General features: G+C 44.6%; 21 protein-coding genes and 1 pseudogene. 1 reads left to right on the plus strand and 21 read right to left on the minus strand.

Features of this window, described 5'->3' with window-relative positions:
• Window positions 1–74: 74 nt before the first annotated feature.
• Complete coding sequence (locus tag WMO62_RS07705; RefSeq protein ID WP_349144303.1) at window positions 75–2,036, minus strand: oleate hydratase; 1,962 nt, start codon at window positions 2,034–2,036, stop codon at window positions 75–77.
• Window positions 2,037–2,100: 64 nt separating this feature from the next.
• Window positions 2,101–3,459, minus strand: a complete 1,359-nt coding sequence (locus WMO62_RS07710) for an MATE family efflux transporter (protein WP_349144304.1) — start codon at window positions 3,457–3,459, stop codon at window positions 2,101–2,103.
• A 414-nt stretch (window positions 3,460–3,873) separates the two neighbouring features.
• Between WMO62_RS07710 and WMO62_RS07715 the strand changes: the two genes are divergently transcribed.
• Entirely contained in the window at window positions 3,874–4,095 is a 222-nt protein-coding gene (locus tag WMO62_RS07715) for a hypothetical protein (RefSeq protein WP_117496120.1), read from the plus strand.
• Between the two features lie 169 nt (window positions 4,096–4,264).
• Here the strand turns inward: WMO62_RS07715 and WMO62_RS07720 are convergent, their stop codons facing one another.
• The 19 genes and pseudogenes from WMO62_RS07720 to WMO62_RS07810 form a co-directional block, all read right to left on the minus strand.
• Window positions 4,265–5,011, minus strand: coding sequence for a copper homeostasis protein CutC (locus WMO62_RS07720; protein ID WP_349144305.1), 747 nt, complete (start codon window positions 5,009–5,011; stop codon window positions 4,265–4,267).
• A 73-nt stretch (window positions 5,012–5,084) separates the two neighbouring features.
• Window positions 5,085–6,203, minus strand: coding sequence for a hypothetical protein (locus WMO62_RS07725; protein WP_349144306.1), 1,119 nt, complete (start codon window positions 6,201–6,203; stop codon window positions 5,085–5,087).
• Between the two features lie 21 nt (window positions 6,204–6,224).
• Window positions 6,225–6,401 (minus strand): annotated as a pseudogene (locus WMO62_RS15905) (fumarylacetoacetate hydrolase family protein); the annotation flags it as partial.
• A 262-nt stretch (window positions 6,402–6,663) separates the two neighbouring features.
• Window positions 6,664–7,776, minus strand: coding sequence for a nitrogenase component 1 (locus WMO62_RS07735; RefSeq protein WP_349144308.1), 1,113 nt, complete (start codon window positions 7,774–7,776; stop codon window positions 6,664–6,666).
• The gene (locus WMO62_RS07740; protein WP_349144309.1) at window positions 7,773–9,074 is read right to left on the minus strand and encodes a nitrogenase component 1; all 1,302 of its coding nucleotides are present in this window, start codon (window positions 9,072–9,074) and stop codon (window positions 7,773–7,775) included. The genes WMO62_RS07735 and WMO62_RS07740 overlap by 4 nt, the downstream gene beginning before the upstream one ends.
• A complete protein-coding gene (locus tag WMO62_RS07745; protein ID WP_118438300.1) occupies window positions 9,071–9,346 on the minus strand; it encodes a TM1266 family iron-only hydrogenase system putative regulator in 276 nt (91 codons plus the stop codon). The genes WMO62_RS07740 and WMO62_RS07745 overlap by 4 nt, the downstream gene beginning before the upstream one ends.
• A gap of 51 nt (window positions 9,347–9,397) precedes the next feature.
• On the minus strand, window positions 9,398–10,405 hold the full coding sequence (hypE, locus tag WMO62_RS07750; RefSeq protein WP_349144310.1) for a hydrogenase expression/formation protein HypE: 1,008 nt from the start codon (window positions 10,403–10,405) through the stop codon (window positions 9,398–9,400).
• 178 nt (window positions 10,406–10,583) lie between these two features.
• On the minus strand, window positions 10,584–11,612 hold the full coding sequence (hypD, locus tag WMO62_RS07755) for a hydrogenase formation protein HypD (RefSeq protein ID WP_349144311.1): 1,029 nt from the start codon (window positions 11,610–11,612) through the stop codon (window positions 10,584–10,586).
• Complete coding sequence (locus WMO62_RS07760) at window positions 11,609–11,821, minus strand: HypC/HybG/HupF family hydrogenase formation chaperone (RefSeq protein WP_117496125.1); 213 nt, start codon at window positions 11,819–11,821, stop codon at window positions 11,609–11,611. The genes hypD and WMO62_RS07760 overlap by 4 nt, the downstream gene beginning before the upstream one ends.
• Window positions 11,822–11,849: 28 nt before the next feature.
• A complete protein-coding gene (gene hypF, locus WMO62_RS07765; protein WP_349144312.1) occupies window positions 11,850–14,192 on the minus strand; it encodes a carbamoyltransferase HypF in 2,343 nt (780 codons plus the stop codon).
• 20 nt (window positions 14,193–14,212) lie between these two features.
• On the minus strand, window positions 14,213–15,274 hold the full coding sequence (locus WMO62_RS07770; protein ID WP_349144313.1) for a nitrogenase component 1: 1,062 nt from the start codon (window positions 15,272–15,274) through the stop codon (window positions 14,213–14,215).
• Window positions 15,261–16,559 (minus strand): nitrogenase component 1, encoded by a 1,299-nt coding sequence (locus tag WMO62_RS07775; RefSeq protein ID WP_349144314.1) that lies wholly within the window; start codon window positions 16,557–16,559, stop codon window positions 15,261–15,263. The genes WMO62_RS07770 and WMO62_RS07775 overlap by 14 nt, the downstream gene beginning before the upstream one ends.
• Window positions 16,556–17,317: a nucleotide-binding protein gene (locus WMO62_RS07780; protein WP_147600685.1), complete on the minus strand. Its 762-nt coding sequence runs from the start codon at window positions 17,315–17,317 to the stop codon at window positions 16,556–16,558. The genes WMO62_RS07775 and WMO62_RS07780 overlap by 4 nt, the downstream gene beginning before the upstream one ends.
• A gap of 293 nt (window positions 17,318–17,610) precedes the next feature.
• A complete protein-coding gene (locus WMO62_RS07785; protein ID WP_349144315.1) occupies window positions 17,611–18,468 on the minus strand; it encodes an Rpn family recombination-promoting nuclease/putative transposase in 858 nt (285 codons plus the stop codon).
• Window positions 18,469–18,749: 281 nt separating this feature from the next.
• Entirely contained in the window at window positions 18,750–19,664 is a 915-nt protein-coding gene (locus tag WMO62_RS07790) for a lysozyme inhibitor LprI family protein (RefSeq protein WP_349144316.1), read from the minus strand.
• Window positions 19,661–19,906 carry a hypothetical protein gene (locus WMO62_RS07795; protein ID WP_349144317.1) on the minus strand — a complete coding sequence of 82 codons (246 nt, stop codon included), beginning with the start codon at window positions 19,904–19,906 and terminating at the stop codon, window positions 19,661–19,663. The genes WMO62_RS07790 and WMO62_RS07795 overlap by 4 nt, the downstream gene beginning before the upstream one ends.
• Window positions 19,907–19,985: 79 nt before the next feature.
• Complete coding sequence (locus WMO62_RS07800; RefSeq protein ID WP_117496132.1) at window positions 19,986–20,390, minus strand: PAS domain-containing protein; 405 nt, start codon at window positions 20,388–20,390, stop codon at window positions 19,986–19,988.
• A gap of 13 nt (window positions 20,391–20,403) precedes the next feature.
• A complete protein-coding gene (locus WMO62_RS07805) occupies window positions 20,404–20,796 on the minus strand; it encodes a pyridoxamine 5'-phosphate oxidase family protein (protein WP_117496133.1) in 393 nt (130 codons plus the stop codon).
• 82 nt (window positions 20,797–20,878) lie between these two features.
• Complete coding sequence (locus tag WMO62_RS07810) at window positions 20,879–22,120, minus strand: CapA family protein (protein WP_349144318.1); 1,242 nt, start codon at window positions 22,118–22,120, stop codon at window positions 20,879–20,881.
• Window positions 22,121–22,158 lie beyond the last annotated feature (38 nt).

Consider the following 22,158-nt stretch of genomic DNA (forward strand, 5'->3'; position numbering starts at 1 on the left):
TATTTTTACATCTGTTACGCTATTTGCATCCACACATTACAATCACTTTTTCCGGAACGATCTATGGCAGAATATCAGTTTACCATTCCGCATTCCTGAAGTAGCTTTCCAACTGCTGTCCGATTCACCCGCTTCAATAGTTTCTTCTTTACTTTTTCAAGAGGCAGCGGAAGTTCCAGTTCCAGCGGAGATTTTCCATCCATCAGTTTGACTGAGCTTGCCAGCAGTTCCCGCACGTCATAGACGCTTCCCCATACTTCCGGTATACCCCGATCCACGCCGCACAATCCATAGACCGCTTCCATGGCAGTACGGACCGAATATTCTGTAGTAAAGATCGTATCTCGCGGTGTCTCTGCAAACTGTCCTAAAAATGCGGCATTCACACAGCCATCCGGGATCACATCCGGCCGGTCACCTGCCGCCCGTGGCATAAAAAATGCAGTAATATAAGGCATCATCGTTGGCACACAAACGGCATGATACTCTGCCAGTTCCTCGATCTCTGACACCGGCACACCCAGATGATACAGCCACTCCGCAGTGATTTCTTTTCCCGTACATATTTTCATCGGCTTCTTTATATAATCTCCCGGCACATCGGTGAACAGTCCGTAAAGCCAGACGCAGATTTCTTCCTTCTTCTGGTTCTTAAACTGCCCCTGCCGGTTGATGGTCCAACTCAGCAGCCAGCTTGAGTCTTTACAGCTTACGATTCCTCCTGTCACCACTTTCCCGCTTCGTGGATCACGTCTGCAGATTTTCCGAATATAAGACAGGATCGTTTCATCAGAAGTAGTCACTGTTGCTGATTCCCAGTTGGTTTTTTCAATATCAGAACAGAATTTCTCCGGATGGCCAAAGGCAGGATCCTGTGCTGCAATATTCTTCCAGAGATTCCAGCAGCCACTTTTCCTCACTTCTGCATTTCCCACAGGTGCATGATCCTGATCACCATAAATCGTCCCTTCCGTACAGCTTCCATTTGTGATAAATACCAGATCATCCTCCGTCAAAGGAATCTCCTGCCGTTCACCTTTTACCAGACACTCAATGGCTCTTGCCGTTTTTTTCTCGCCCTTGATCTCGAATCTCACATTGGTCACTTCTGTTCCCAGTCGGATCTCCACCCCTGCATGTTCCAGATATTTTAGCATCGGCAGAATCAATGATTCATACTGATTATATCTGGTGAATTTCAAGGCTGAGAAATCCGGCAGTCCTCCAATATGATGAATAAAACGTTGAAAATACAGCTTCATTTCCAGTGCACTATGCCAGTTTTCAAAGGCAAACATGGTTCTCCAGTACAACCAGAAATCAGACTTGAATACTTCATCATCAAACACGTCCTCTATGGTTTTGTCATACAGATCTTCATTTTTTGTGAAAAACAATTTAATGATCTCCATGCTCCCCTTCTGGCTTAAACGAAATTTTCCATTCGTGTGAGCATCTTCCCCACGGTTTTTCGTGGCGCGACACAACGAATAATTAGGGTCATGCTTATTGAGCCAGTAAAATTCATCCAGAACTGATGCCCCCGGAATCTCCAGTGATGGAATACTGTGGAACAGATCCCACAGACACTCAAAATGATCTTCCATCTCCCGTCCACCCCTCATCACATACCCTCTGGTCGGATCATGGATTCCATCGCAGGAACCTCCAGTAATGTCCATGGCTTCCAATATATGAATATTTTCGCCTGGCATCTGTGCATCCCTTATCAGGAAACAGGCCGCCGCCAGGGAACCAAGGCCGCTTCCGATCAAATACGCAGTTTTTCCTTCTATTCCAACTGGTTTCTCTGGTCTGGCAAATGCCTCATAGTTTCCCTTCGCATAATAAATACCCTTGCTGTTCTTTTTCTGACTGCCCCGCTCGGTATTCCGATAGTCGGATTCCGGAATCTTCGTCTGTCTCATCTGATCCACAGACTGCATCTTTCGCTTTCTTGTCTTCGCAAGAAGAACGGTTCCTGTTCCTACCGCCAATGCAGATGCCATCCCCACTTTCCATGCATTCTTTCCCATACAAACAAATCCTTTCTTTTTGCAGTTATTTTCCGCAGAAAGAAAGGATTTATTCAGGACTTGATTATTTACAGGTATCACTTTCTACATTTAATTCCCGGTATGTCCTTGCAATGATGATCGCCGAGATTATAAAGGTCAGAGCATCCGAGACCGGCATGGAATATAACACACCGTCGAGCCCGAAGAAGATTGGAAGCAGCAACGCAAATCCCACACCAAATACCACTTCACGGAACATGGACAAAAGTGTGGATGTTAAAGCTTTGCCTACTGCCTGCAGGAAAATGAAGCACGCTTTATTGACGCAGGCCAGGACCATCAAGCATAAATAGATACGGAATGCTTTGATTGCAAAATCCGTGTAGTAACTGCTCTCGTTCGCTGCACCAAAGATTGCGATAAGTTGCCTTGGAAATCCCTCTGCCAGCACAAGCGCTGCCAGTCCGACCAATGCTTCTGCAAGCAATAATTTTGTAAACAACTCCCGAACACGCATTTTTTTCTCAGCTCCCATATTGTAACCAATGATTGGGATACATCCTGCTGCCATACCCACTACGACCGAAATGACAATCTGGAAAAATTTCATCACAATACCGACCACAGCCATCGGGATCTGCGCATATTGCTCCTGCCCAAATATCATATCAAGCGCTCCATATTTACGAAGCATATTGTTGATTGCTGCCATTGCTGCCACAAGACTGATCTGAGACAGGAAGCTGGTAATACCAAGTATCAGCGTTCGTTCACATATATTTTTCTTCAGAACATAGTCCGCTGATGCCGGTTTGATGATTTTCATATGAAGTAAATACCACACAGCCAAACCTGCTGTTGCGATCTGTCCGACCACTGTTGCCACTGCTGCTCCCATCATGCCCCATTTGCAAACAAAGATGAAAATCGGGTCAAGAACGATATTGATCGCAGCTCCTGCCAATGTGGAGAACATGGCAAACTTCGGATTTCCATCCGCACGAATGATTGGATTCATAGCCTGTCCGAACATATAGAATGGAATACCGAGTGTGATATAAAAGAAATATTCCTGTGAATAATGGAAGGTTTCTTTATTTACTGTACCACCAAACATAGCAATAATACCATCAGCAAAGATCAGATAAACAACCGTCAACACGAGACTTCCCACAAGGATCATTATAACCGCATTTCCAACACTGCGTTTTGCCTTGTCCATCTCACTTCTGCCAAGCGCCATGCTGACAAATGCGCAGCAGCCATCACCAACCATGACAGCAATGGCCAGTGCAACAACAGTCAACGGAAAGACAACGGTGTTGGCCGCATTGCCATAAGACCCCAGATAGCTTGCATTTGCAATAAAAATCTGATCGACAATATTATAAAGTGCGCCCACCAGCAATGAGATAATGCAAGGAATCGCATATTGTTTCATAAGCTTTCCTATACGTTCTGTTTCCAAAAATTGATTTCCAGTATTCATATAATTTGTCACCTTTCTTTTTCTGAAATGAAAAAATACGTAAGCCCATCAAAACCCGGACTTACGCATTTCAGCTACACGATTTTTCTATTAAATTTACCGTCATTTTATTATCACTCACCCCTCACTTTCAAAAAACGTGTGGCATTTCTGCAACTGGATTTACGCAGAAACGCCACACGCTGTAAATCAGATTATAACCGATTCATTAAAAAATTTCAAATGATTTTCTTAAATTGCTCTTCCATTGGGAATAGTAATAACGCACAAAAAACTATTCATATTTTTATGCAAAACTGCTTTTGAAAGCAGACAGAATTTTTCCTATACTATATGTATGACAGCTAATTACAGGAGGATATTTTTATGCATGACTACGAAATCTTTATTGAAGAAATCAACCCCTGCGGTGGAGAAAAACACAGCCAGAAGACACTGATAGAAGCGGAGGCTGCCAGCCCGGAAGCTTATGTAAAAGAAAATGGAAGATATCCGATTCTCGAAACTACAACCACCGATAAAGGAGATGTTGTGATTGTAACCGGAGATAATCAAGGAACATTTGTACGGTATACATTCACCGAATAACACTTTTCAGCTAATAAACACGCAGGGATAGCTCAAGCTATCCCTGTGATTATCTGTTATAAATTACAGAACTCCGTATCAAATACATGAAACCCGTCAAAATCTTCACTATATTCTGCGCCAAAGAAGATCGATTACTTTGTTAATCCCGATTGAGATTTCACCTATTTTAACGGATCTGCGCTGCCAGTGCTTTCACCAGTTCAACGTCCACGAATTCATAATCCATCCGATGTGGATCTGACAGATATGCATAACTTACACTACCAGTTTCTGTAGTAGAATCCATGCGGTAGGATTTGCAGGAAGAATGTATCTGACGAATGCCTGTCTTTTCCATGAGTTCCCGTACATTTCCAGCGTTGACACCGCTTCCAGCCAACAATTCGATCTTATCTCCGTACTTATTCTGAAGCTCTGCGAGCAATGTTACGCCCTCCGACGCTTTTGCCTGCTGCCCACTGGTAAGCAACCGATCCACACCGCAGTCTATCATTGTCTCGATAGCTTTTTCCGGTTCCGGTGTCACATCAAAGGCTCTGTGGAATACAGCCTCCCCGCCTTTCACATGAATCAGTTCCACCATTTTTTTCGTCTTCTCCGCGTCCACAGTTCTGTCTGCTTTCAGAAATCCGAAAGCAATTCCATCAGCTCCATGCTCCAGAAGCAGTTCCGCCTCCTCCAGCATAAGCTGTGCTTCTGTTTCATCATAGCAGAACCCGCCTGCCCGCGGTCGTACCATACACACAATCTTGAGGGATGTCTCCTTCTTTGCCCGCATAAGACTGATAAGTGATGGCGTCAGTCCGCCCACGCTTAAAGCACTGTTCAGTTCTACCCGGTCTGCTCCTCCCTTTTCTGCAGCCAAACAGTCCTGATAACTTCCGGCGCACACTTCAAATGTAATCTTCTGCATCTTTTAACCCTCCCTAAACTTTAGCTCTGTCCACACAATAACAATACTTATTTCATGCACCAATTCAGATATTTCACTTTTCATCTACAAACACAGATATCTTTATCTCTGACTCATCTCTTGTGTAGATGATACCTCGAATATATCTGCCATCATCCGTCACACCACCTAGGATATTGCGATAGCATGTCTCATCCTGATACTGATACTGTTTGACTAACTGTGCATGTTCCACATCGTCTGTATCCAGTTTTTCTACTGGAAAATACACATATACTTTTTCTGCATCCGTCTCAAGTGTATATGCGTCTGTCACCTGTTTTGCGTCAATAAAACCATTTCCATTCCAGTTCTCCTGCGAGTCCAGAACCGTCTTCTCAAGTGCCACTTGCTCCTGTGGCTGCTCTGTAATCAGGATAATATCATCCTGAATTTTCTTTTCACATTTTATATAAGTATCTTCACCTGCACTTACAATACGGTAGCCATTTATCTGGTATAACTGGTCTTCAATGCCGTTTTCAATAGGCCAGCCAGCCAGATTATAATAGGGCTGCTGAACCGTCTGATACGCTTCCCGACTCTCATAGTCTGCAAATAAAATCGTATCAACACCAGTTGCCCGGCTTATCACTGATACAGGAATCTGATCTACTGCCTGATTCACATAAGACACAACAGTTCTCGCAGATTCATCCTGCAATATTTCTGACAGATTTCCTCCGTCATAGAAAGTGCGTATCATTCCATTCTTCTCGTCATTTACCGTTTCGTACTCACCATAGCTCACAAATACGCTTTCTGCATGAAATCCTGTGATTTCATCCAGTTCCTGTGAAAACGCTGTGACAATCTCCTGAAATTGATAATTATCGATTCCTTCGGTATTTTCCCTTTCTCCTGAAATAAAAACAGAAAAATCTTTTCCCTGATAGTTCATCCTTATGAACACATTTCCAGTGGGAGAAGGGAAAAAATCAGGAACCGGACCTGAATTATATTTCTCACAGTTCAATTCCCTGACTTTTGCATCAATTCCATATTTCGCTTTAATATAATTCTCCGCGTTTTCACGACCTTGCTTCTCATAACGCTTCATCTCTGCCTTTTCTTCCTGCGTATAACCGCAGCCCGTCAGAACAGCCATGATAAGAATAAGGAGCAGATAATAAACTATGTTTCTTTTTTTCATACTTTTCAATATTATACGTGCCTATCGCACCACATTGCAAAGTGTTCCAATTCCTTCAATAGAACACTCGACCATATCACCTGACTTCAGAAACTTAGGTGGATCAAATCCCATGCCTACGCCTGAAGGTGTTCCTGTTGCAATGATGGTGCCCGGCATAAGTGTCATGCCCGAGGAAAGTTCTTCAATAGCATGCGCCTTGTAGTTGATTCCAAGGCAGATCACATCCTGCTTTGGTCTTGGAATCGGTGCAAGCAATGTAACATCTGATAGCAAAATCTTATTCTTTGCTTCCTTTATGGCAACCTCAAGCTTCTCCTTAGGTGCTTCAATCAGTGCATTCATATCTGCAAACGACAATGGATAAACCGCGTTGTCCGATTCATTTAAGAAACCGACCGATTCTTTGTTATCATACAAATATGTTACGTATTTCATTCAACACTTCCTCCTCAAATCCTTATTTATCAATAAACATTCTTCCCGAAAATGCCACATGCGGGATTTCATAAAAGGTACTGTCCTTGGGACAGATCGGACGATACAGAGGATCTGCTACAATGATCTTTGCATTCTTCAGTTCCTCTTCCATCGCCTCTTCCCCGAGCACTACTTTGTCGTTCCTGCCAAGCAAAGATTCGCATTCCTTTAACGGACACAGTACACGGGTCATGCGTCCATATTTTTTCTCGATACCTGCTGCCAACGATCCCATAGTGACCGGCTCTCCGATCAGAGTAATCTCTGTCTCCTGTTGCATACGGTTCTGCAAATATACATTTGCAGTGGCTGTCTGCTGCGTAACCGCCATCTCCAGTGCATGGGAAATATCTTCTGCCAGCCACTGATTCGGTGTTCCGATCACATAAGGAATGTGGCAGGTTTCCCAGAGAACCTTTGCTGCCCGCAGTCCCACTGCAGATGCCACCAGATTGACATCTGCATTTCCTGATGTCTGTAAAGTCTCGAAGTCATCTCCCATAGCCCATGTAGACAAAACATTCCATCCATATCTGTTCAGATTTTCTTTTAATGTATCTACATGTTCCTGTGGGCCAAAATCCAGTGGTGTTATGCCCAGAAGGTTGACACTGCAAGAAGAACCACTTTTCGCCTGACAGCCAGGTGCTTTGACGAAGCGCCTTGCAATCTCTTCCAATGCCATTCCAGCTCCATATACATAATCATGCATGCCATTTGTCGGCACAGAAAATGTAGGGATACCTGTTTTATTTTCAATCACTCGCGCGATTGCCGGAAAGTCCGTACCATTCATATAAGGAATCGGCGAACCCGCCAGGGCAATGAATGCAGGCTGCAGTTCACTGGCTGCATCTGCAATATCATCAATAAATTTCCGGTCATTTCCCATGATCGCATCTGTTTCTGTAAGTCCGGAGATATAGATCAGACTGTCCTGATCGTACCAGCGGATCTCATCATGGGTATTATAAGTAGAATTGCATCCGGAAGGGTCATGCATGACTGTCATTCCGCCCAGTTCATACAAGGCAGAACAGACACCTGACACATCTGCCGTATATACCGGTATGATTCGATATGATTGTCTCATAGACAGCATTCGCACCCCCATCCCTTTTGACCGACCAGTTTTTCTGTATTTTTTTCATTTTGATATGCATCCATCATCAGCTCTGCAGTTCTTCGGATACCATCGAATCCATACAGACCTTCTCCCTGTACCAGATTGACAAAATGTCGGCTGCGACTGAAATAAGCTGCTTTCTGCCCGATTGCAAGCACTTCTTCGCCGCTGCCTCTTGGCAGGATCCGCATCTTTGGCAGGATCGTCGCGATCAGTTCCAGTTCCGGTGCGTGTTCTTTAAGCCAGAAGAACTCCTCTTTCTCTTCCGGGCTGATACTGTCCAGATAGACTGCTTTCACACGGAAACCATGTGTCAGAAGCAGTTTTGCCAGTCCCAGTGGTCTTGGATGGTATAGATAATCTAAGACAATCGGTGTCTCCTGGATCAGGTTTCTTGCTTCTGTAAGCTTTTCCTCACAGATCGCACATTCGTGCGCCAGCTCGTCTTTCGTCAGCTCCGGCAATCCAAGCATGTCTGTTAACTGCTTTAACTGCCGTTCGATCTCTTCATAAGAAAAACTACCCGGCATATAAAGATGCTCGCGACCCAGACGTCTTGCCTGCGCTTCCATTCCATATTTTCCTGCAGGATAACAGTTGATAAACAGACGCCCCTTGCTCATCTCCAGCAGTTCCTGCCAGGTATTACAGGCAGGCAGTTCCCGCACTGTATACCCATATCGCTTCAATAGCCGCTTGATGTCACTGCTCTCATTCAGGGCAAAATCACTGCCAAATACAGAGACGCTCTTTTCCTCTGCTTCACAGACTGGAAGCATGTCATACATAGCTTTCCGAAGCTTCTGATCCGGAGTCAGGCTATGCTTTTGCATGATTGGATCCATATAACATCGAATAAAACAGATATCCGGGAAACGTTCCTCTAATTTCCGATAAATATATTTCAGATCACTTCCCAGAAAATGATGCAGACAGACAGTAAACAGCAAAACAGCTTTTGGATGGTCTCCCCGTTTGTTCAGCACATCAGTCACTCCCTCAATGGTAAGATCATCCAGATTACTGTATAAGACATCTTTCTGCTCCACAATGACATAGGAAAAACGATCTGACGCATTCATCTCCGCAGCAGTCAGCACAACTCCACGCATACAGTTCTCTGCACAGACATAGATCTGTATAGACTCGGGAACCTGCATCCCTGTGTGCACAATATTCCAGTTGCCGTGCACTGGCGAATTATATTCCAGCTTCGATGCAAACGGTGCAGGAAACGAAGCATCTTTTATTGCTATCCTGCTCAATCGTCTGCTCCTCCTTCTGCCGGAGTGATCACATTAGAATAGGCCGTCTTCGCTGATATGCCTTTTAAGTGTCCGATCTTTCCAGAAAGTGCGCTGATCTTATCCTGCGGCGCATCAATGGCAATGCTGATGATGCTGATTCCTTTTGCACGGTATGGAATCCCCATTCTGCCAATAATGTACTGGCGCGCTTCATGAAGCAATGTGTTTAATTCTTCAATCGCATCATCCTGTTCTACAATAATGGAAATAACTGCCACTCTGGTGTCCATGCTTTGATTCCTCCTGTTTATTTACAACAATTCGCAACGATTCACAGCTGTTTAACAGATCCGCGGTAAAAGCTCTCCTCCTGGCTGGGGGAGCAGTGCCTGTGTTCCGATCTCAGTCTCCATGATCACTCTTCCTGGTTCTTCTGAGATCACCTCGCCAATGATCGCTGCATCTGCGGAATAAGGACATTTCCGTAATGTCTCTACAACGGCATCTGCCTCTTTTTTCGGTGCTATGATCACAAGTCTTCCTTCACATGCCAGATATAAAGGCTCCAGACCCAGCATTCCACAGACACCTTTTACTTCTGGCTGTACCGGGACAGCTTTTGCATCCAGACGAATACCCACATTACTCTGCCCTGCAATCTCATACAGAACTGTTCCCACTCCACCTCTGGTGGCATCACGGATCACATGCAGATCGTGTGTGGTATCCATAACTGCCTTTACCGTATTCCACAGAGGTGCACAGTCACTGGTCACATCCGCATCAATTCCGAAATCTTCCCGTTCCAGCAGGATCGTACATCCATGTCGCCCGATATCGCCAGTCACAATGATCGCATCGCCCGGTTGTGCCAGTGCTCCACCAACAGTGACTCCTTCTTCAATCGCGCCTATTCCCGTTGTAGTGATAAATACACCATCCACCTGACCTTTTCCGGCTACCTTGGTATCTCCTGACACAATATGTACACCTGCTTCTTTTGCCGTTTTCTCCATGGCAGAAGCGATCTCCTCCAGTTTTTCCATAGAGAATCCTTCTTCAATGACAAATGCACAGGTAAGATACAGTGGTCTTGCTCCCATACAGGCAAGGTCATTGACCGTTCCACAGATAGACAGTTTGCCAATATTTCCTCCCGGGAAAAATGCCGGAGAAACAATGAAACCATCCGTAGAAACTGCCATTTTCCCCACAGGCGGAAGTAGTACCGCTGCATCATCAGCCGTCAGATCCTTATTTGCAAAATGTGCCTTGAATATCTGATCGATCAATTCAGATGTCTGCTTACCACCAGCACCATGCGCCATTGTTACTGTTTTATTTTCCATCACATTTTCCTTCTTTCTTTAGGTATTGGCAACTATTCAGAGCCACATTCGCAAAACCGCTTCTTCGAAGCTTTCCTTTTGCTCATGTATGGCTTCTCGCCATATACAGGCACCGAAATATGTTCCTGTATGCAAGCATACGTCACATATTTACGAGCCTGTGCATGGCTCTGAATAGTTATGCATATTGATAGTACGCAGAACATGCTCCCTCACCGGATACCATACAAGCCCCCACCGGATGCTGCGGCGTACAGACTTTTCCGAACACTTTACAATCGGAGGGTCTGCATTTTCCCTGCAGCACATCGCCGCAACGACAGGCAGGATTCGGTTTTCCTTCTATCTTTGGCATCTGATATTTAATCCGCGCATCAAACTCCTGCCACTCCTGTCTTAGCCTCATTCCAGATGCAGGGATCACCCCCAGCCCTCGCCATTCACTGTCACAGGCTTCCATCATCTCATCTACCAGCTGCTGTGCCTCCCTGCTTCCATCCTGTGTCACCACACGTGGATAACAGTTTACAAAAAACGGCTTTCCTTCCTGAAATTTTGCCAGTGCAACTGCAAGTGCTGTCATCAGCTCTTTTGCCGTAAATCCTGCCACAACACCACTGATGCCTTCTTCTGCTAATGTCTCACACAGATGTGTTCCTGTGATGGCATTGACATGTCCCGGATATAAAAATACATCGGCGCTTCCCTTTAACGCTTCATAAGCCTGAGGCATGGTTTTGTTGGCAGTCAGTATGGAGTAATTGTGAAGGCCGTCTTCCTTTGCCGCTTTGACGGAAAGACATCCCGCCGGTGTTGTTGTCTCGAATCCAACCGACAAAAATACCACCTGCTCATCCCTGTGTTCTCTGGCATATTTTTCAGCATCCGCCGGAGAATACACAATGCGGACCTTTGCCCCCTGTTCCCGCGCACCCGCAAGACTCATCTTCGTTCCTGGCACACGGACCAGATCTCCAAAAGTACAGATAGTAACCCTCTTTTCCAGTGCCAGGTAAATTGCTTCGTCAATAAAACTGACCGGTGTTACACATACCGGACATCCCGGTCCTGAGATCAGCTCTACCTGTTCCGGCAGTAATTTACGGATTCCCAGCCGGAAGATCTCATGAGTATGTGTCCCACACACTTCCATGATCCGCACATGAGGACCATCATAGGTTTCAATTATCTCTCTGGCTGTCTTCATTGTAAAAATTCCTCCATGAGATGCTCTGTCTCGCTGTCATCCTCTTCTGTGATCTTTGCGATGGCCACACCTGCATGAACCATCACGTAATCTCCCGGCTCCAGATCTTCCAGAAGCTGGGCAGAAACCTCTCTTTTTGCACCGCCTGCATCAATAACTGCAGTACCATTGCTGATCTTTACTACTTTCGCAGATAAACCTACACACATTTTTATAGCCTCCCATTCTATACTGTAACTATTCAGAGCCCATGTGCATAGCTCTGAATAGTTGTGCCATACCATATGCCGCCTGTCCGACAGCGATTCCTCCGTCATTTGGCGGAACCATACGGTGCCGCAGCACTTCAAATCCTTCTTCTGTCAACCGTTCTTCTGTCAGACGCAACAACAGGCGATTCTGAAACACGCCACCGCTTAAGACAGCTTTCTGCCTGCCGCTTACATTTCGAGCTTCCACACAGACAGCTGTGATCTGCTCTGCCAGTATCTCATGGAACCAATACGCCAGTCTGCCACTATCTGCCCCCTGCAGCTTTGCTTCCACAATCCGCTGCACCAACAATTGGGTATTCAGAATAACATGTCCGTCTTCTTCATATACCAACGGATCTATTTTCTTATTTTGTTTCTGTTCATGATCTTTTTGCTCATATGCTTCTGCTGCAAATTCCAGTGCCATGGATGCCTCTCCTTCAAAGCTGGACTTATGTCTGATACCAAGAATTGCACTGACTGCATCAAATAACCGTCCCACACTGGTAGAGAGCACTGTATTCAACTTCCTGTCTGCCATGGCAAACTGTACCTTGCTCTCTTTCTCACTACACAGATCAAGCTTTTTCATAATCTCCCCTGCAAGCTCACGGTCTTTGGTATAGCCGTAGATCATAGATACTGCGATCCGCCAGCCTTCTTTTGCAGAAATATCTCCGCCAATTTGTAAAAATGGAGTTATATTTCCAAATCTGGTAAAGTCCTCATAATCTGCCAGCAGAATCTCTCCACCCCAGATCGTACCATCTGTTCCATATCCGGTTCCGTCAAAGGCAACTCCAATGACCGGCTCCTGACAGTCATTTTCTACCATGCAGGATAAAATATGTGCATAATGGTGCTGCACCTTTACTATCGGATAACCCAGCTCTTCTGCCACCACTGTGGAATTATATTTCGGATGCAGATCACAGACTACCACCTGCGGATGTACTTCCAATAGTGTCTGAAACCGTTGGATCGTCTCCTGCAGTGCTTTTACTGTCCTTAAGTCTTCCAGGTCTCCCACATATGGAGACGGATAAAACCGACTGTCCACACCAATACAAAAGGTATTCTTCAGCTCTCCACCGACTGCGAGCACCTTCCCTTTCCAGTCTGTCGACATCATAAATGGAAGCGGTGCATAACCTCTGGAACGTCGGATCATGTACGGTTCATTTTTGTAAAAGTCCATGACCGTATCATCTGCCCGGATCCTGATCTTTCGATTATGGGACAGCATGGCATCACACAGATGTGACAGCTCCGCAACTGCCTCCGTATCCTCGCGGCAGATCGGTGCGCCGGAAGTATTTCCACTTGTCATGACCAGAATATCCGGCATCTTGATTCCGTCATCATACTGAAAAATTAATAACTGCACAGGTGCATATGGAAGCATCACTCCAACTTTTGGATTGCCCGGTGCAATAGAAGGCGCCAGTCTTCCGTCATTTTCTTTATCCAGCAGAAGGATTGGTTTTTGATGGCCGGTCAGGATCATCTCCTGCTCCGGTGTCATCACACATTCCCGCTTTACCACCGATTCATCCTTTGCCATAACTGCAAAAGGCTTGGCCGGACGTCTCTTTAACATCCGCAGACGCTGGACTGCTTCTTCATTGGTAGCATCACAGCACAGATGGAAGCCGCCGATTCCTTTGATCGCCACAATCTTGCCTTCGCTGATCATCTGGCGCGTATAAGTGATGGCATCCCGTCCCCGCTCTGATCTGCCGATCAGATAAACTTCCGGTCCACATTTGTTACAGCACACCGGCTGCGCATCATAGCGCCTTGTCGTTTCATCCTCATATTCCTCTGCACAGTCCGGGCACATGGGAAATTCTTTCATGCTCGTCCGTTCCCGGTCATAGGGCAGCGCATCCAGAATGGTAAGTCTTGGCCCGCAGCAGGTACAATTGATAAATGGATGCAGATAACGTCTGTCCTTCGGATCATACATTTCTTCCTTACATTCTTCGCAGATCGCAATATCCGGCGAAACAAAGATCTCTCCCTTGGTCTTTTCACTTTCAATAATATCAAACGTCTCAAAATGCATGTCTGTCTCTGCTGTGACATCCTCTGTATTGATTTTTAAAATAGCTGCACGTTTGGGTGGTTGGACTTCCAGTGCCTTCAGGAATCCTTCCATCTGTTTCTTTTGCCCCTGAGCATATATTTCCACATAAGGTCCCTTATTGCAGACCGTTCCGCAGATTCCGTTGGATGTCGCATGACGACTCACCGTTGGCCGAAAACCAACCCCCTGAACGATGCCATATACTCGGATACGCCAGGTCAGTTCCTTCTTGTTCATACTCTTCCCTCATCACAGGATCATTGGCAACCCGGTTTTCTCACTTCCGTAAGACGTCCCGATACAGCAAAATGCACCGTGTCCACAAAAGTTCCGGAAAATTCTGGTGTCATCCGCTCCATGCAGCGATCCGCATAGATCACGTCGAAATCTCCGCTTTCCACCAACTGGATATAATCCTCTTCATCTCTCAAGTGAAGATCTCCATCCTTGCGAAGTTCCGGCTTTACCATGAACCAGCTCGCCACCGTTATCTGTGCATCCGGCGCCTTTTTTAAAATTTCTTCCCGAATGGCAGAACCAATTACCTGCTGGTGTACAATCAGCACCTTTTTCCTATGATAATCCATGTCAAAAATCAGTTCATCCACCAGCGGATATCCAACCTCATAAGGTGTTCCATAGGTTCGTTCCAGATATTTTGCCGCCTCCAGGGCTGCCGGAGATACCACAATATGTCTCTCCACATTGGAAACCTTCTTCACAGCCCCCAGTCCGTCTCCCATTCCATAACAGACAGCTGTCTTTCCTTCCTCTGCAAAACGTTTTCTGATACGATCTGCAGCATACAGATCACTGATATCCTGCGGTGTCATACCAAGGATCCCGACCCTGCCCGGAATCACATCTTCCTTTTCACCTGCAAAAACATAAAACAGTTCCAGCCATGCTTTTTCTTCGCCTTTATCATACAGTTCCATGCCATCCGTATCCACAGTCATGATCGGCAGATCCACCTTTTTCTCTGTCATACGCTTTAATGCATGATAATCGGTTCCGATCACGGCAGGAACCGGTGTTCCGATGATCGCCGCAAATTTTGCATCCAGCTTTGTGGCTGCATCTGCAAGCTTTGCCACCAGTCTGTCATCCCGGCCAAGAATCGCATCCATATCACGAAGTCCCGCACTGAACAGGGCACTTTTGCTCTCAAACCACCGCGGCTCATCAAATCCACAGATATTTCCGGTACAGCCACCGGCATCACAGATCACGATAATCCCGCCAAATTCATAAAATACAGATACTGCACCGGACTGATCCGGTGCAAAAGGTGTCAGGAATTTTCTAAGCCCTCTCATTGTATGATACCTCCGCCAATGCCTCAAACAGTCTGCGCACCCCCGCGTAACCAAAAGGCTGCTGTTCCTCATTCCATCGCACATTCGGACATTCTTTATGATAATATCCCGCATCTTTTCCAATGGTCAGATTGACCCCTGACTGAATTCCGTCATAATACAGCATAGTTGGTTCCAGATTGGAAAATACTTTTGTCTCTTGACTTATCTTCGCCAGCTGTTTTACATAGACGAAATTTTCTCCTGATAAAGTTCCATAAATCTCCGGCACACGGAATCCGTAGCGAACCAGCGCAAGTGCCAGTTCAAATGGATCTGCGTTCATCCACTCTCCAACGGCAAAGGATGCTTCAGGATTCAGTTCCCGGAATTTTATGATAGCATCCTCCGCTGCCTTACGCGGTGCTTCATCATCGAACTGTACTCCCAGTGCCGCCCCAAAAGCTTGATACTGGCTGGCAATTTTGTCAGTCTGATAAAGTCTTCTAAGCTCGATATAGGGAATTTTCAACCGGTCATGAAAATCTTCTGCTGCGAATCGCGCTTCCGGGTGCAATACCAGATTAAAATTTGCTTCTGCCATAGTCTGATATTCTGCGTAATCCCTGCACCTGGAGATCTCATGAATGGTTTTCACACCCGCTCCGCGAAGTAACCCATACAGCTCACAATCGTCAATCAGCGGCGAAAAATATCCCAGCAGATTTACCACATTTCCTTTTTTCTTCTTCGGTTCCAGCAGAGAATAGATGGACTGCCGTACATGCACCATGGGTGGCTTCCTGCCCTCTCTGGTCAATGCATACATATAACAGGGTCTCACTGGAATTCCCACAGACTCCTCTGCCTTATGACAGACGCGCTCCATATCCGTGCCAAGCAGTGCATCCACGCAGGTGATACAGATCATTACAACCGATGGCTTTTTCTCAAGACCTTCACAGATCTCCGCCACAGCCTTCGGAATCTTTTTCAAATGTCTTCCTGTCACAATATCCGTCTCGTCCATCAGCAGATAATAAAACCGGTCATGATATGCCCGCATGGAACTGAGAACTGACGTATTGCGTCCACAGCATCCCGGAGATACGATCAGCATAATGGAATCTGGCACTGCCAGTCCTGCTCGTTTGACACCAAATCCTTCGGCTCCCGGCGAGTTGAATGCCAGCGTGGCTGGAGAACTGTAGATCAGATGCGTATGAGATATCAACTGCTGCGGAATGTTATTTTTTCCCAGCTCATCCAGCTCTTTTACCGTACAAAAATAAGCTTCCTGTCTCATGCACCTTCCTCTTCTTTCCACAGCAGTGCCGCAAGGTCAAAGAAACATTTACTGATCCTGGAAGTTGGATCTCCTTCGATCACCGTCTTTCCCTGCTCTTCCCAGTGGATGATCTCATCACTTCGTGGCACCTCTCCCACGATGGGTACTCCGATCTTCTCTGAAAATGCCTGTACTTTCTCTGTCTCATTTTCTACATTTCTGTGATTTAACACGATTCCAAATACCCGGGCATAACTGCGATCCTCAAAGTTTCGAACTGCACTGGAAATATTATTGGCGGCATACAATGCCATTTTCTCCCCGGATGTAACGATCAGGACTTTATCCGCATATCCTTCTCGAATAGGTGCTGCAAATCCGCCGCATACCACATCACCCAAGACATCGTACAAAACCACATCTGGTTTATAATGTTCAAATAATTCCATATCTTCCAACAACTGAAATGTTGCAATAATGCCTCGCCCAGCACAGCCAAGTCCCGGTGTCGGACCTCCGGTCTCAATACAGAGGATCCCCCCATAACCCTCTTTAGAAATCTGCGAAAGATCATCTGGCTCCTCATCTTCTTCTCTCATGTAATTCATCACCGGGCGAAGCGGCTCACCCCCAAGTAAATTGATGGTAGAATCTGCTTTCGGATCACACCCGATCTGAATAACACGTTTCCCCATAGTGGCAAATGCCGCCGCCAGATTCGAAGTTACCGTAGATTTTCCGATTCCACCCTTTCCATATACTGCTACCTTTAACATGTTCCCCTCCTGTTATTTTTCTACACAAAAAGAACCACTTTCCCGGCAGTTCGTCAGAAAAATGGTTCTGTAAAATCTTATTTCGCAACTATTCCTGCTCGGATCATCCTTGCCGTCAGAGTTCTCTTATTCATTTTTGCCATCTTGTCTTTTTCACCAAATACTCTGTAGATGTGTGAATCAGATATAGTAATTTCATTGATTATTTTATCATCTTAGATACGGATTATCAAGAAAATTGCAGTATATTGCTTGTATAAATGTTGTCGTGGCATCAAACGTGTATATACATTTTATAAGTCATACTCCTCATATAACTTTTCTCTGTATGAGTCATCTGATATCGCTTTTTTCAATTCCTCCATCCGTCCGGTATTCATCAATTTTTCATATAAACTGTTCACTCGTTTTTCCCCACGTTTTTCTCCTCTTGCTTCTCCATTCTTAAAAGAACTACTCATCTGTGAATTATAATCCCGAATAGCTTTTTGTCTCGCCTCATATTCCAGTTTTTTTCTTTCATCGGCACTAAGCTTCTGCAGAACTTCATAGGCTTCGTTAATATAAGTATCCTCTCCTGCCATCTTTTCAAAGTCCTCCTTCTTTTCCGCGGAAAGAAACCGCATCCATTTGATAATCAACGGCTCATCCTTCTTCTCTGGCGGAAGTTTCTTCAACTCCAGCACATAAATATCCAGAAGATCCGTATACTTCTGTTTTGTTTTTAAGTCGCAAAATGCTATCTCACGAAAGCACTCCTGATCTTTCGGAAATAGATTAAAATTCAAAATACTGACATGTGCACATTGTTTTAAATTTTCGTAACTTTCTCCTTCTTTAATCTGTTCAGTATACATTTTACTCAGATAAAAAATGATTCTTTTATCCCAAAATGCAAATGGTGCCACCTGCATTTCCAGATCCATCTGTGAGCCATTCCAAAGCTTTACACGAACATCCAAGATACCATATTTTCCATCTTCGCTGTCTTTACTAAGAATTGTAGGCATTAATATAGTTTCTTTGATTTCTTCTGGAGCTTTATTTAGAACTGCTGCCACAAATCCTTTTCTGATCTCCGGATAGGCCAATAATTCCTTAAAACAATAGTCTACAGTCGGGGACATCAGAAAGTTAGCATTCTTTTTCATATCTTTCTCCTTTCGTATTTGTACAAAACAAATATTCAAAGAGAAAACTTCACTTACTTTTATCTTACCACAGGTTCTCTTTCTCGGAAAGCATCTTCTTCCCGTATCTGTTCTGTATAAAATTGTATCATTATCGGGAATATTGCTTGATCAAAGCTCCGAGAATGAAATATGAATTAGTTAGATTTATTGTATGTTCAAAGAATAACATACAGATATATAAAAAGCAACATATATTTCAAACGACGGCAGAAAAATTCTGCCGTCATACATTTTTTACTCTAATGGCAAACAATCACATCGTCCATAACATCTAACGATGTTCCATATGCAAGGTTCAGTGCTCCTGACTGGTCAAATGAGAGTTCATAGCAATCGTCATATCCATCTCTTTCGATCTTGAAAATAATCGTATCTTCTGTATAACCATATACATCAAGATCTGATAAGATACCTCCACCTGTGACCCAGACCGTCCAACTGCTTCCTTTCACTCCATAATCACAGTCTTCAGATTTAGCAACACCAACACATGCACCACGGCGTTCGTCAAAGATCCATTGCCCTTCAAACTTTGCAAAAACATCATCCAAATTAAGATTACTTGCATCTATACTCTTCTGAATCTCAAGCGGAATCGAGAAAGATTCCTTTCTTGCATCAGCCAGATATCCGGCAAGGATGTATGCTCTCGCACGAGTTATTTCCTCTGCGACGGTATTTTCCAACTGCGGCTGAAGGCTTCCACCATTAACCTCCATACCGACACCTTTTACACGTGCTTCTTTTTGCTTGATCCATGCCCGCTGTTCTTCCAGCACCTTTGCTTTCGTTTCCGCATCCAGTTCATCGCTCAATCTGCTCCATAAGGAATTCAGTTCATCATCCCAGAGTTGATACCATTGTGCTGTGGTCTGATTCATGTCCGCTTGCCCCATGCTGCTCCAGTCAGCATTTTCATATCCGATGGACTGCTCCTCTATCTTTGCAAGCTCCTTCTGAATATCACCAACCTCATCAGTCTCTTCTGTTTCAGTGTCAGTCTTTGCATCTTCTCCATCTTCAATCTCTGTATTCTCTGTAGACTGGGGCTGTATCTGCTCCTGCTGTTCCTTCTCTTGTTTTGGTTCCTCTTTTGCACTGCATCCACTGCATAAAAGCATGATCATAATTCCAAATAATACTACTCTTTTCATTTGTGATTCATTCTCTCCCTGATATCCTGAAATACTCCATATCCCAGAAATAAAATTCCAACTACTAATGCTACGGTCGCAGCCATCAGCAGAAGTGGCCCCTCATACTCCAGACCTGCTGCAAACAGTCCCGCATTCCAGGATGTTACATGGCTCATAAAGATTGCTGCTGTCAGATAATATACTGAAATTAAAATCGCAGCTATCAGACAGAAAATTGCACCAATTCCTTTATTGTTCATGTTTTAATTCCTCCTTTATCCTCTGACTCTCCTGTTCTCATTATACTACATCCTATACCATTCATCCTTCGTCATATCATCACCACAAATCGTATGGTTTCATGGTTTCTGAATTTCGATATTCATGTTTCTCATAATATCCTATCAGCTTACCCTCATCTCTGAGTGCCACCATGTAAACATCTTTATTCTGTTTCTCATTGTGAAAAGTATAGACGATATTATGACTTTCATCTACTGCAAACCAATCCACTACCTGCCTTATTTTATCCCTGGATTCTGGATTATGACAATCTAACAGACTTCTTCCAATAAGTTTATCGCCACCTCGCTTCGCATAACTGATAACAGCTGCCGGATTCATGTAAATAATCTCATGTTTAAGATTGCATATAACAACGGATGCCCTGTCCTGATCAACAATACTCTTATAAAAGCTGACATCTATCTTTTTATGTATTTTGGGGTTCTTACTTTTTTCCATCTTCAGCTATCCTTTAAAACTTCACTATTTCCGGTTCGTGTGTAAATGATGAGAATGTAGCTGTCGCATTTTTTAAATAGAACACCTCTGTATTTCCATCATCTGCTGAATACATATTCTGTAAAGATGGATAAGCATCGAGCATAGACTGTCTTGCTTCTCTTCTGTCATCTTCTACAAGTTCTCCGGCTACACGAAGCCACTCGCCATTTTTAAATGCGCAGATTTCTACCTTCGGGTTTGCATGAATCTGCTTTGAAACATCCTTTACCTTTCCAGTCTGAATATACAGCTTCCCTTCAAAAATGTGTGCTGTTCCAAAAGGTCTTACTCTTGGCTGGTCACCTTCTACTGTTGCCAAATAATATGTCTCTGCTTCTTTTAAAAATTGTACTACTCGTTCCATGATGTAATCCTCCTGCACCTTTTTTTGTACCCTGGAATTAAAGATTTCTTAATAAGAATATGGAAAAAGCCCTTGCCAGTTTCTACTGACAAATCCAGAGTTCGCCCCACACAGAATTACATAAATCTATACAATATTCTATGGAAAACTCCGGATCCTGCGTAGTAATCTCATTTTCTGCTTCCAACTGTTCGGTGTAATCATCCAGAAAATAAGCCGACACGCTGCCTGGCTCTGATGTCACATGACTGACCAGCGGACGAACTCCATAATCAATGACCTTCACTTCACCGGTATCATCCTTGGAAATGGTTACTTCTGCCATACCGCCTACCATACGGTTAGCAATTCCTTCTCCGATTCCAGAAGTCCAGTTCACAAAATTACCCAGTGAATAGTAGACCAGCATTTCATGCCCCGTCTCTTCATCTGTTACCCATTCAACTGGCTCGATCACATGAGGATGGGTTCCCAGAACCAGATTTGCGCCATTTTTCAGAAAAATTTGTGTCCACTTTTCCTGCATATCATCTGGTGTCAACCGATATTCTGTTCCCCAGTGTGGACACACGATTGTAAAATCTGCCAGTTCTTCTGCTCTTTGAATGTCTGCAGCCACCTGTTCCTCATCCAACAGATCCACCGCATAAGGCATATCCGATGGAAGTGCGATTCCATTGGTTCCATATGTATAGTTCAGAACAGCAACCTTCATATCCGGCAGCTCTATAATTGATGGATCTGCGCCACGGGATGTGGAGGTTTCTTCCGTATCATGAATTCCAAGAACCGTGATCTGCGGATATTGCTCTTTCCAATGTTCCGCACAGTTTACAAGTCCTGCACGCCCTTTGTCCATGGCATGATTGGTTGCATGACAGATCACATCAAATCCAGCATCCACCAGGGCATCACTAAGGCTGAAGTCCGCATTGAAACACGGATAACCGCTAATGCCAAGCTCCTCGCCACCGATGATCACCTCCTGATTCACCAGTGCCAGATCTGCTGATGCAATCTCGTCCTTCGTATGTGCAAACAACGAACTATAATCATAACTTCCATCTGCCTGTCTGCAATTTTCCTCTATGGGAGTATGTAACAGCACATCTCCTACCATGATGATCCTGTATTCATCTGATACTTCCAATACTGGTTCTTCTGTCTCCGGAACAGCATCCTGCACTTCCGCTTCCATATCTTCTTCGACCACAGGAATGCTGACTGCGGATGGCTGGTCTGATACGGCATTATCTGATCTCGCACAGCCAGATAAACAAATGATTGCCAGTATACAAGCAAAAAGTAATGTACTTTTCTTCATAAGTCACCTTTTTTCTGTTCTCATGCCTTTCTTCGCAT

Source organism: Hominiventricola aquisgranensis, from assembly GCF_040096225.1.
GTDB lineage: Bacteria > Bacillota > Clostridia > Lachnospirales > Lachnospiraceae > Hominiventricola > Hominiventricola aquisgranensis.

Excerpts from the sequence above, each read along its gene's own strand:
- WMO62_RS07780 (WP_147600685.1), bottom strand. The coding sequence starts at position 17,317 with ATGTTAAAGGTAGCAGTATATGGAAAGGGTGGAATCGGAAAATCTACG.
- hypD (WP_349144311.1), bottom strand. The coding sequence starts at position 11,612 with ATGAAGACAGCCAGAGAGATAATTGAAACCTATGATGGTCCTCATGTG.
- hypE (WP_349144310.1), bottom strand. The coding sequence starts at position 10,405 with ATGGAAAATAAAACAGTAACAATGGCGCATGGTGCTGGTGGTAAGCAG.
- WMO62_RS07745 (WP_118438300.1), bottom strand. The coding sequence starts at position 9,346 with ATGGACACCAGAGTGGCAGTTATTTCCATTATTGTAGAACAGGATGAT.
- WMO62_RS07715 (WP_117496120.1), top strand. The coding sequence starts at position 3,874 with ATGCATGACTACGAAATCTTTATTGAAGAAATCAACCCCTGCGGTGGA.
- WMO62_RS07720 (WP_349144305.1), bottom strand. The coding sequence starts at position 5,011 with ATGCAGAAGATTACATTTGAAGTGTGCGCCGGAAGTTATCAGGACTGT.
- WMO62_RS07805 (WP_117496133.1), bottom strand. The coding sequence starts at position 20,796 with ATGGAACGAGTAGTACAATTTTTAAAAGAAGCAGAGACATATTATTTG.
- WMO62_RS07710 (WP_349144304.1), bottom strand. The coding sequence starts at position 3,459 with ATGAAACAATATGCGATTCCTTGCATTATCTCATTGCTGGTGGGCGCA.
- WMO62_RS07770 (WP_349144313.1), bottom strand. The coding sequence starts at position 15,274 with ATGAGAGGGCTTAGAAAATTCCTGACACCTTTTGCACCGGATCAGTCC.
- WMO62_RS07775 (WP_349144314.1), bottom strand. The coding sequence starts at position 16,559 with ATGAGACAGGAAGCTTATTTTTGTACGGTAAAAGAGCTGGATGAGCTG.
- WMO62_RS07810 (WP_349144318.1), bottom strand. The coding sequence starts at position 22,120 with ATGAAGAAAAGTACATTACTTTTTGCTTGTATACTGGCAATCATTTGT.
- hypF (WP_349144312.1), bottom strand. The coding sequence starts at position 14,192 with ATGAACAAGAAGGAACTGACCTGGCGTATCCGAGTATATGGCATCGTT.
- WMO62_RS07785 (WP_349144315.1), bottom strand. The coding sequence starts at position 18,468 with ATGAAAAAGAATGCTAACTTTCTGATGTCCCCGACTGTAGACTATTGT.
- WMO62_RS07760 (WP_117496125.1), bottom strand. The coding sequence starts at position 11,821 with ATGTGTGTAGGTTTATCTGCGAAAGTAGTAAAGATCAGCAATGGTACT.
- WMO62_RS07795 (WP_349144317.1), bottom strand. The coding sequence starts at position 19,906 with ATGAACAATAAAGGAATTGGTGCAATTTTCTGTCTGATAGCTGCGATT.
- WMO62_RS07705 (WP_349144303.1), bottom strand. The coding sequence starts at position 2,036 with ATGGGAAAGAATGCATGGAAAGTGGGGATGGCATCTGCATTGGCGGTA.
- WMO62_RS07725 (WP_349144306.1), bottom strand. The coding sequence starts at position 6,203 with ATGAAAAAAAGAAACATAGTTTATTATCTGCTCCTTATTCTTATCATG.
- WMO62_RS07790 (WP_349144316.1), bottom strand. The coding sequence starts at position 19,664 with ATGAAAAGAGTAGTATTATTTGGAATTATGATCATGCTTTTATGCAGT.
- WMO62_RS07735 (WP_349144308.1), bottom strand. The coding sequence starts at position 7,776 with ATGAGACAATCATATCGAATCATACCGGTATATACGGCAGATGTGTCA.
- WMO62_RS07800 (WP_117496132.1), bottom strand. The coding sequence starts at position 20,390 with ATGGAAAAAAGTAAGAACCCCAAAATACATAAAAAGATAGATGTCAGC.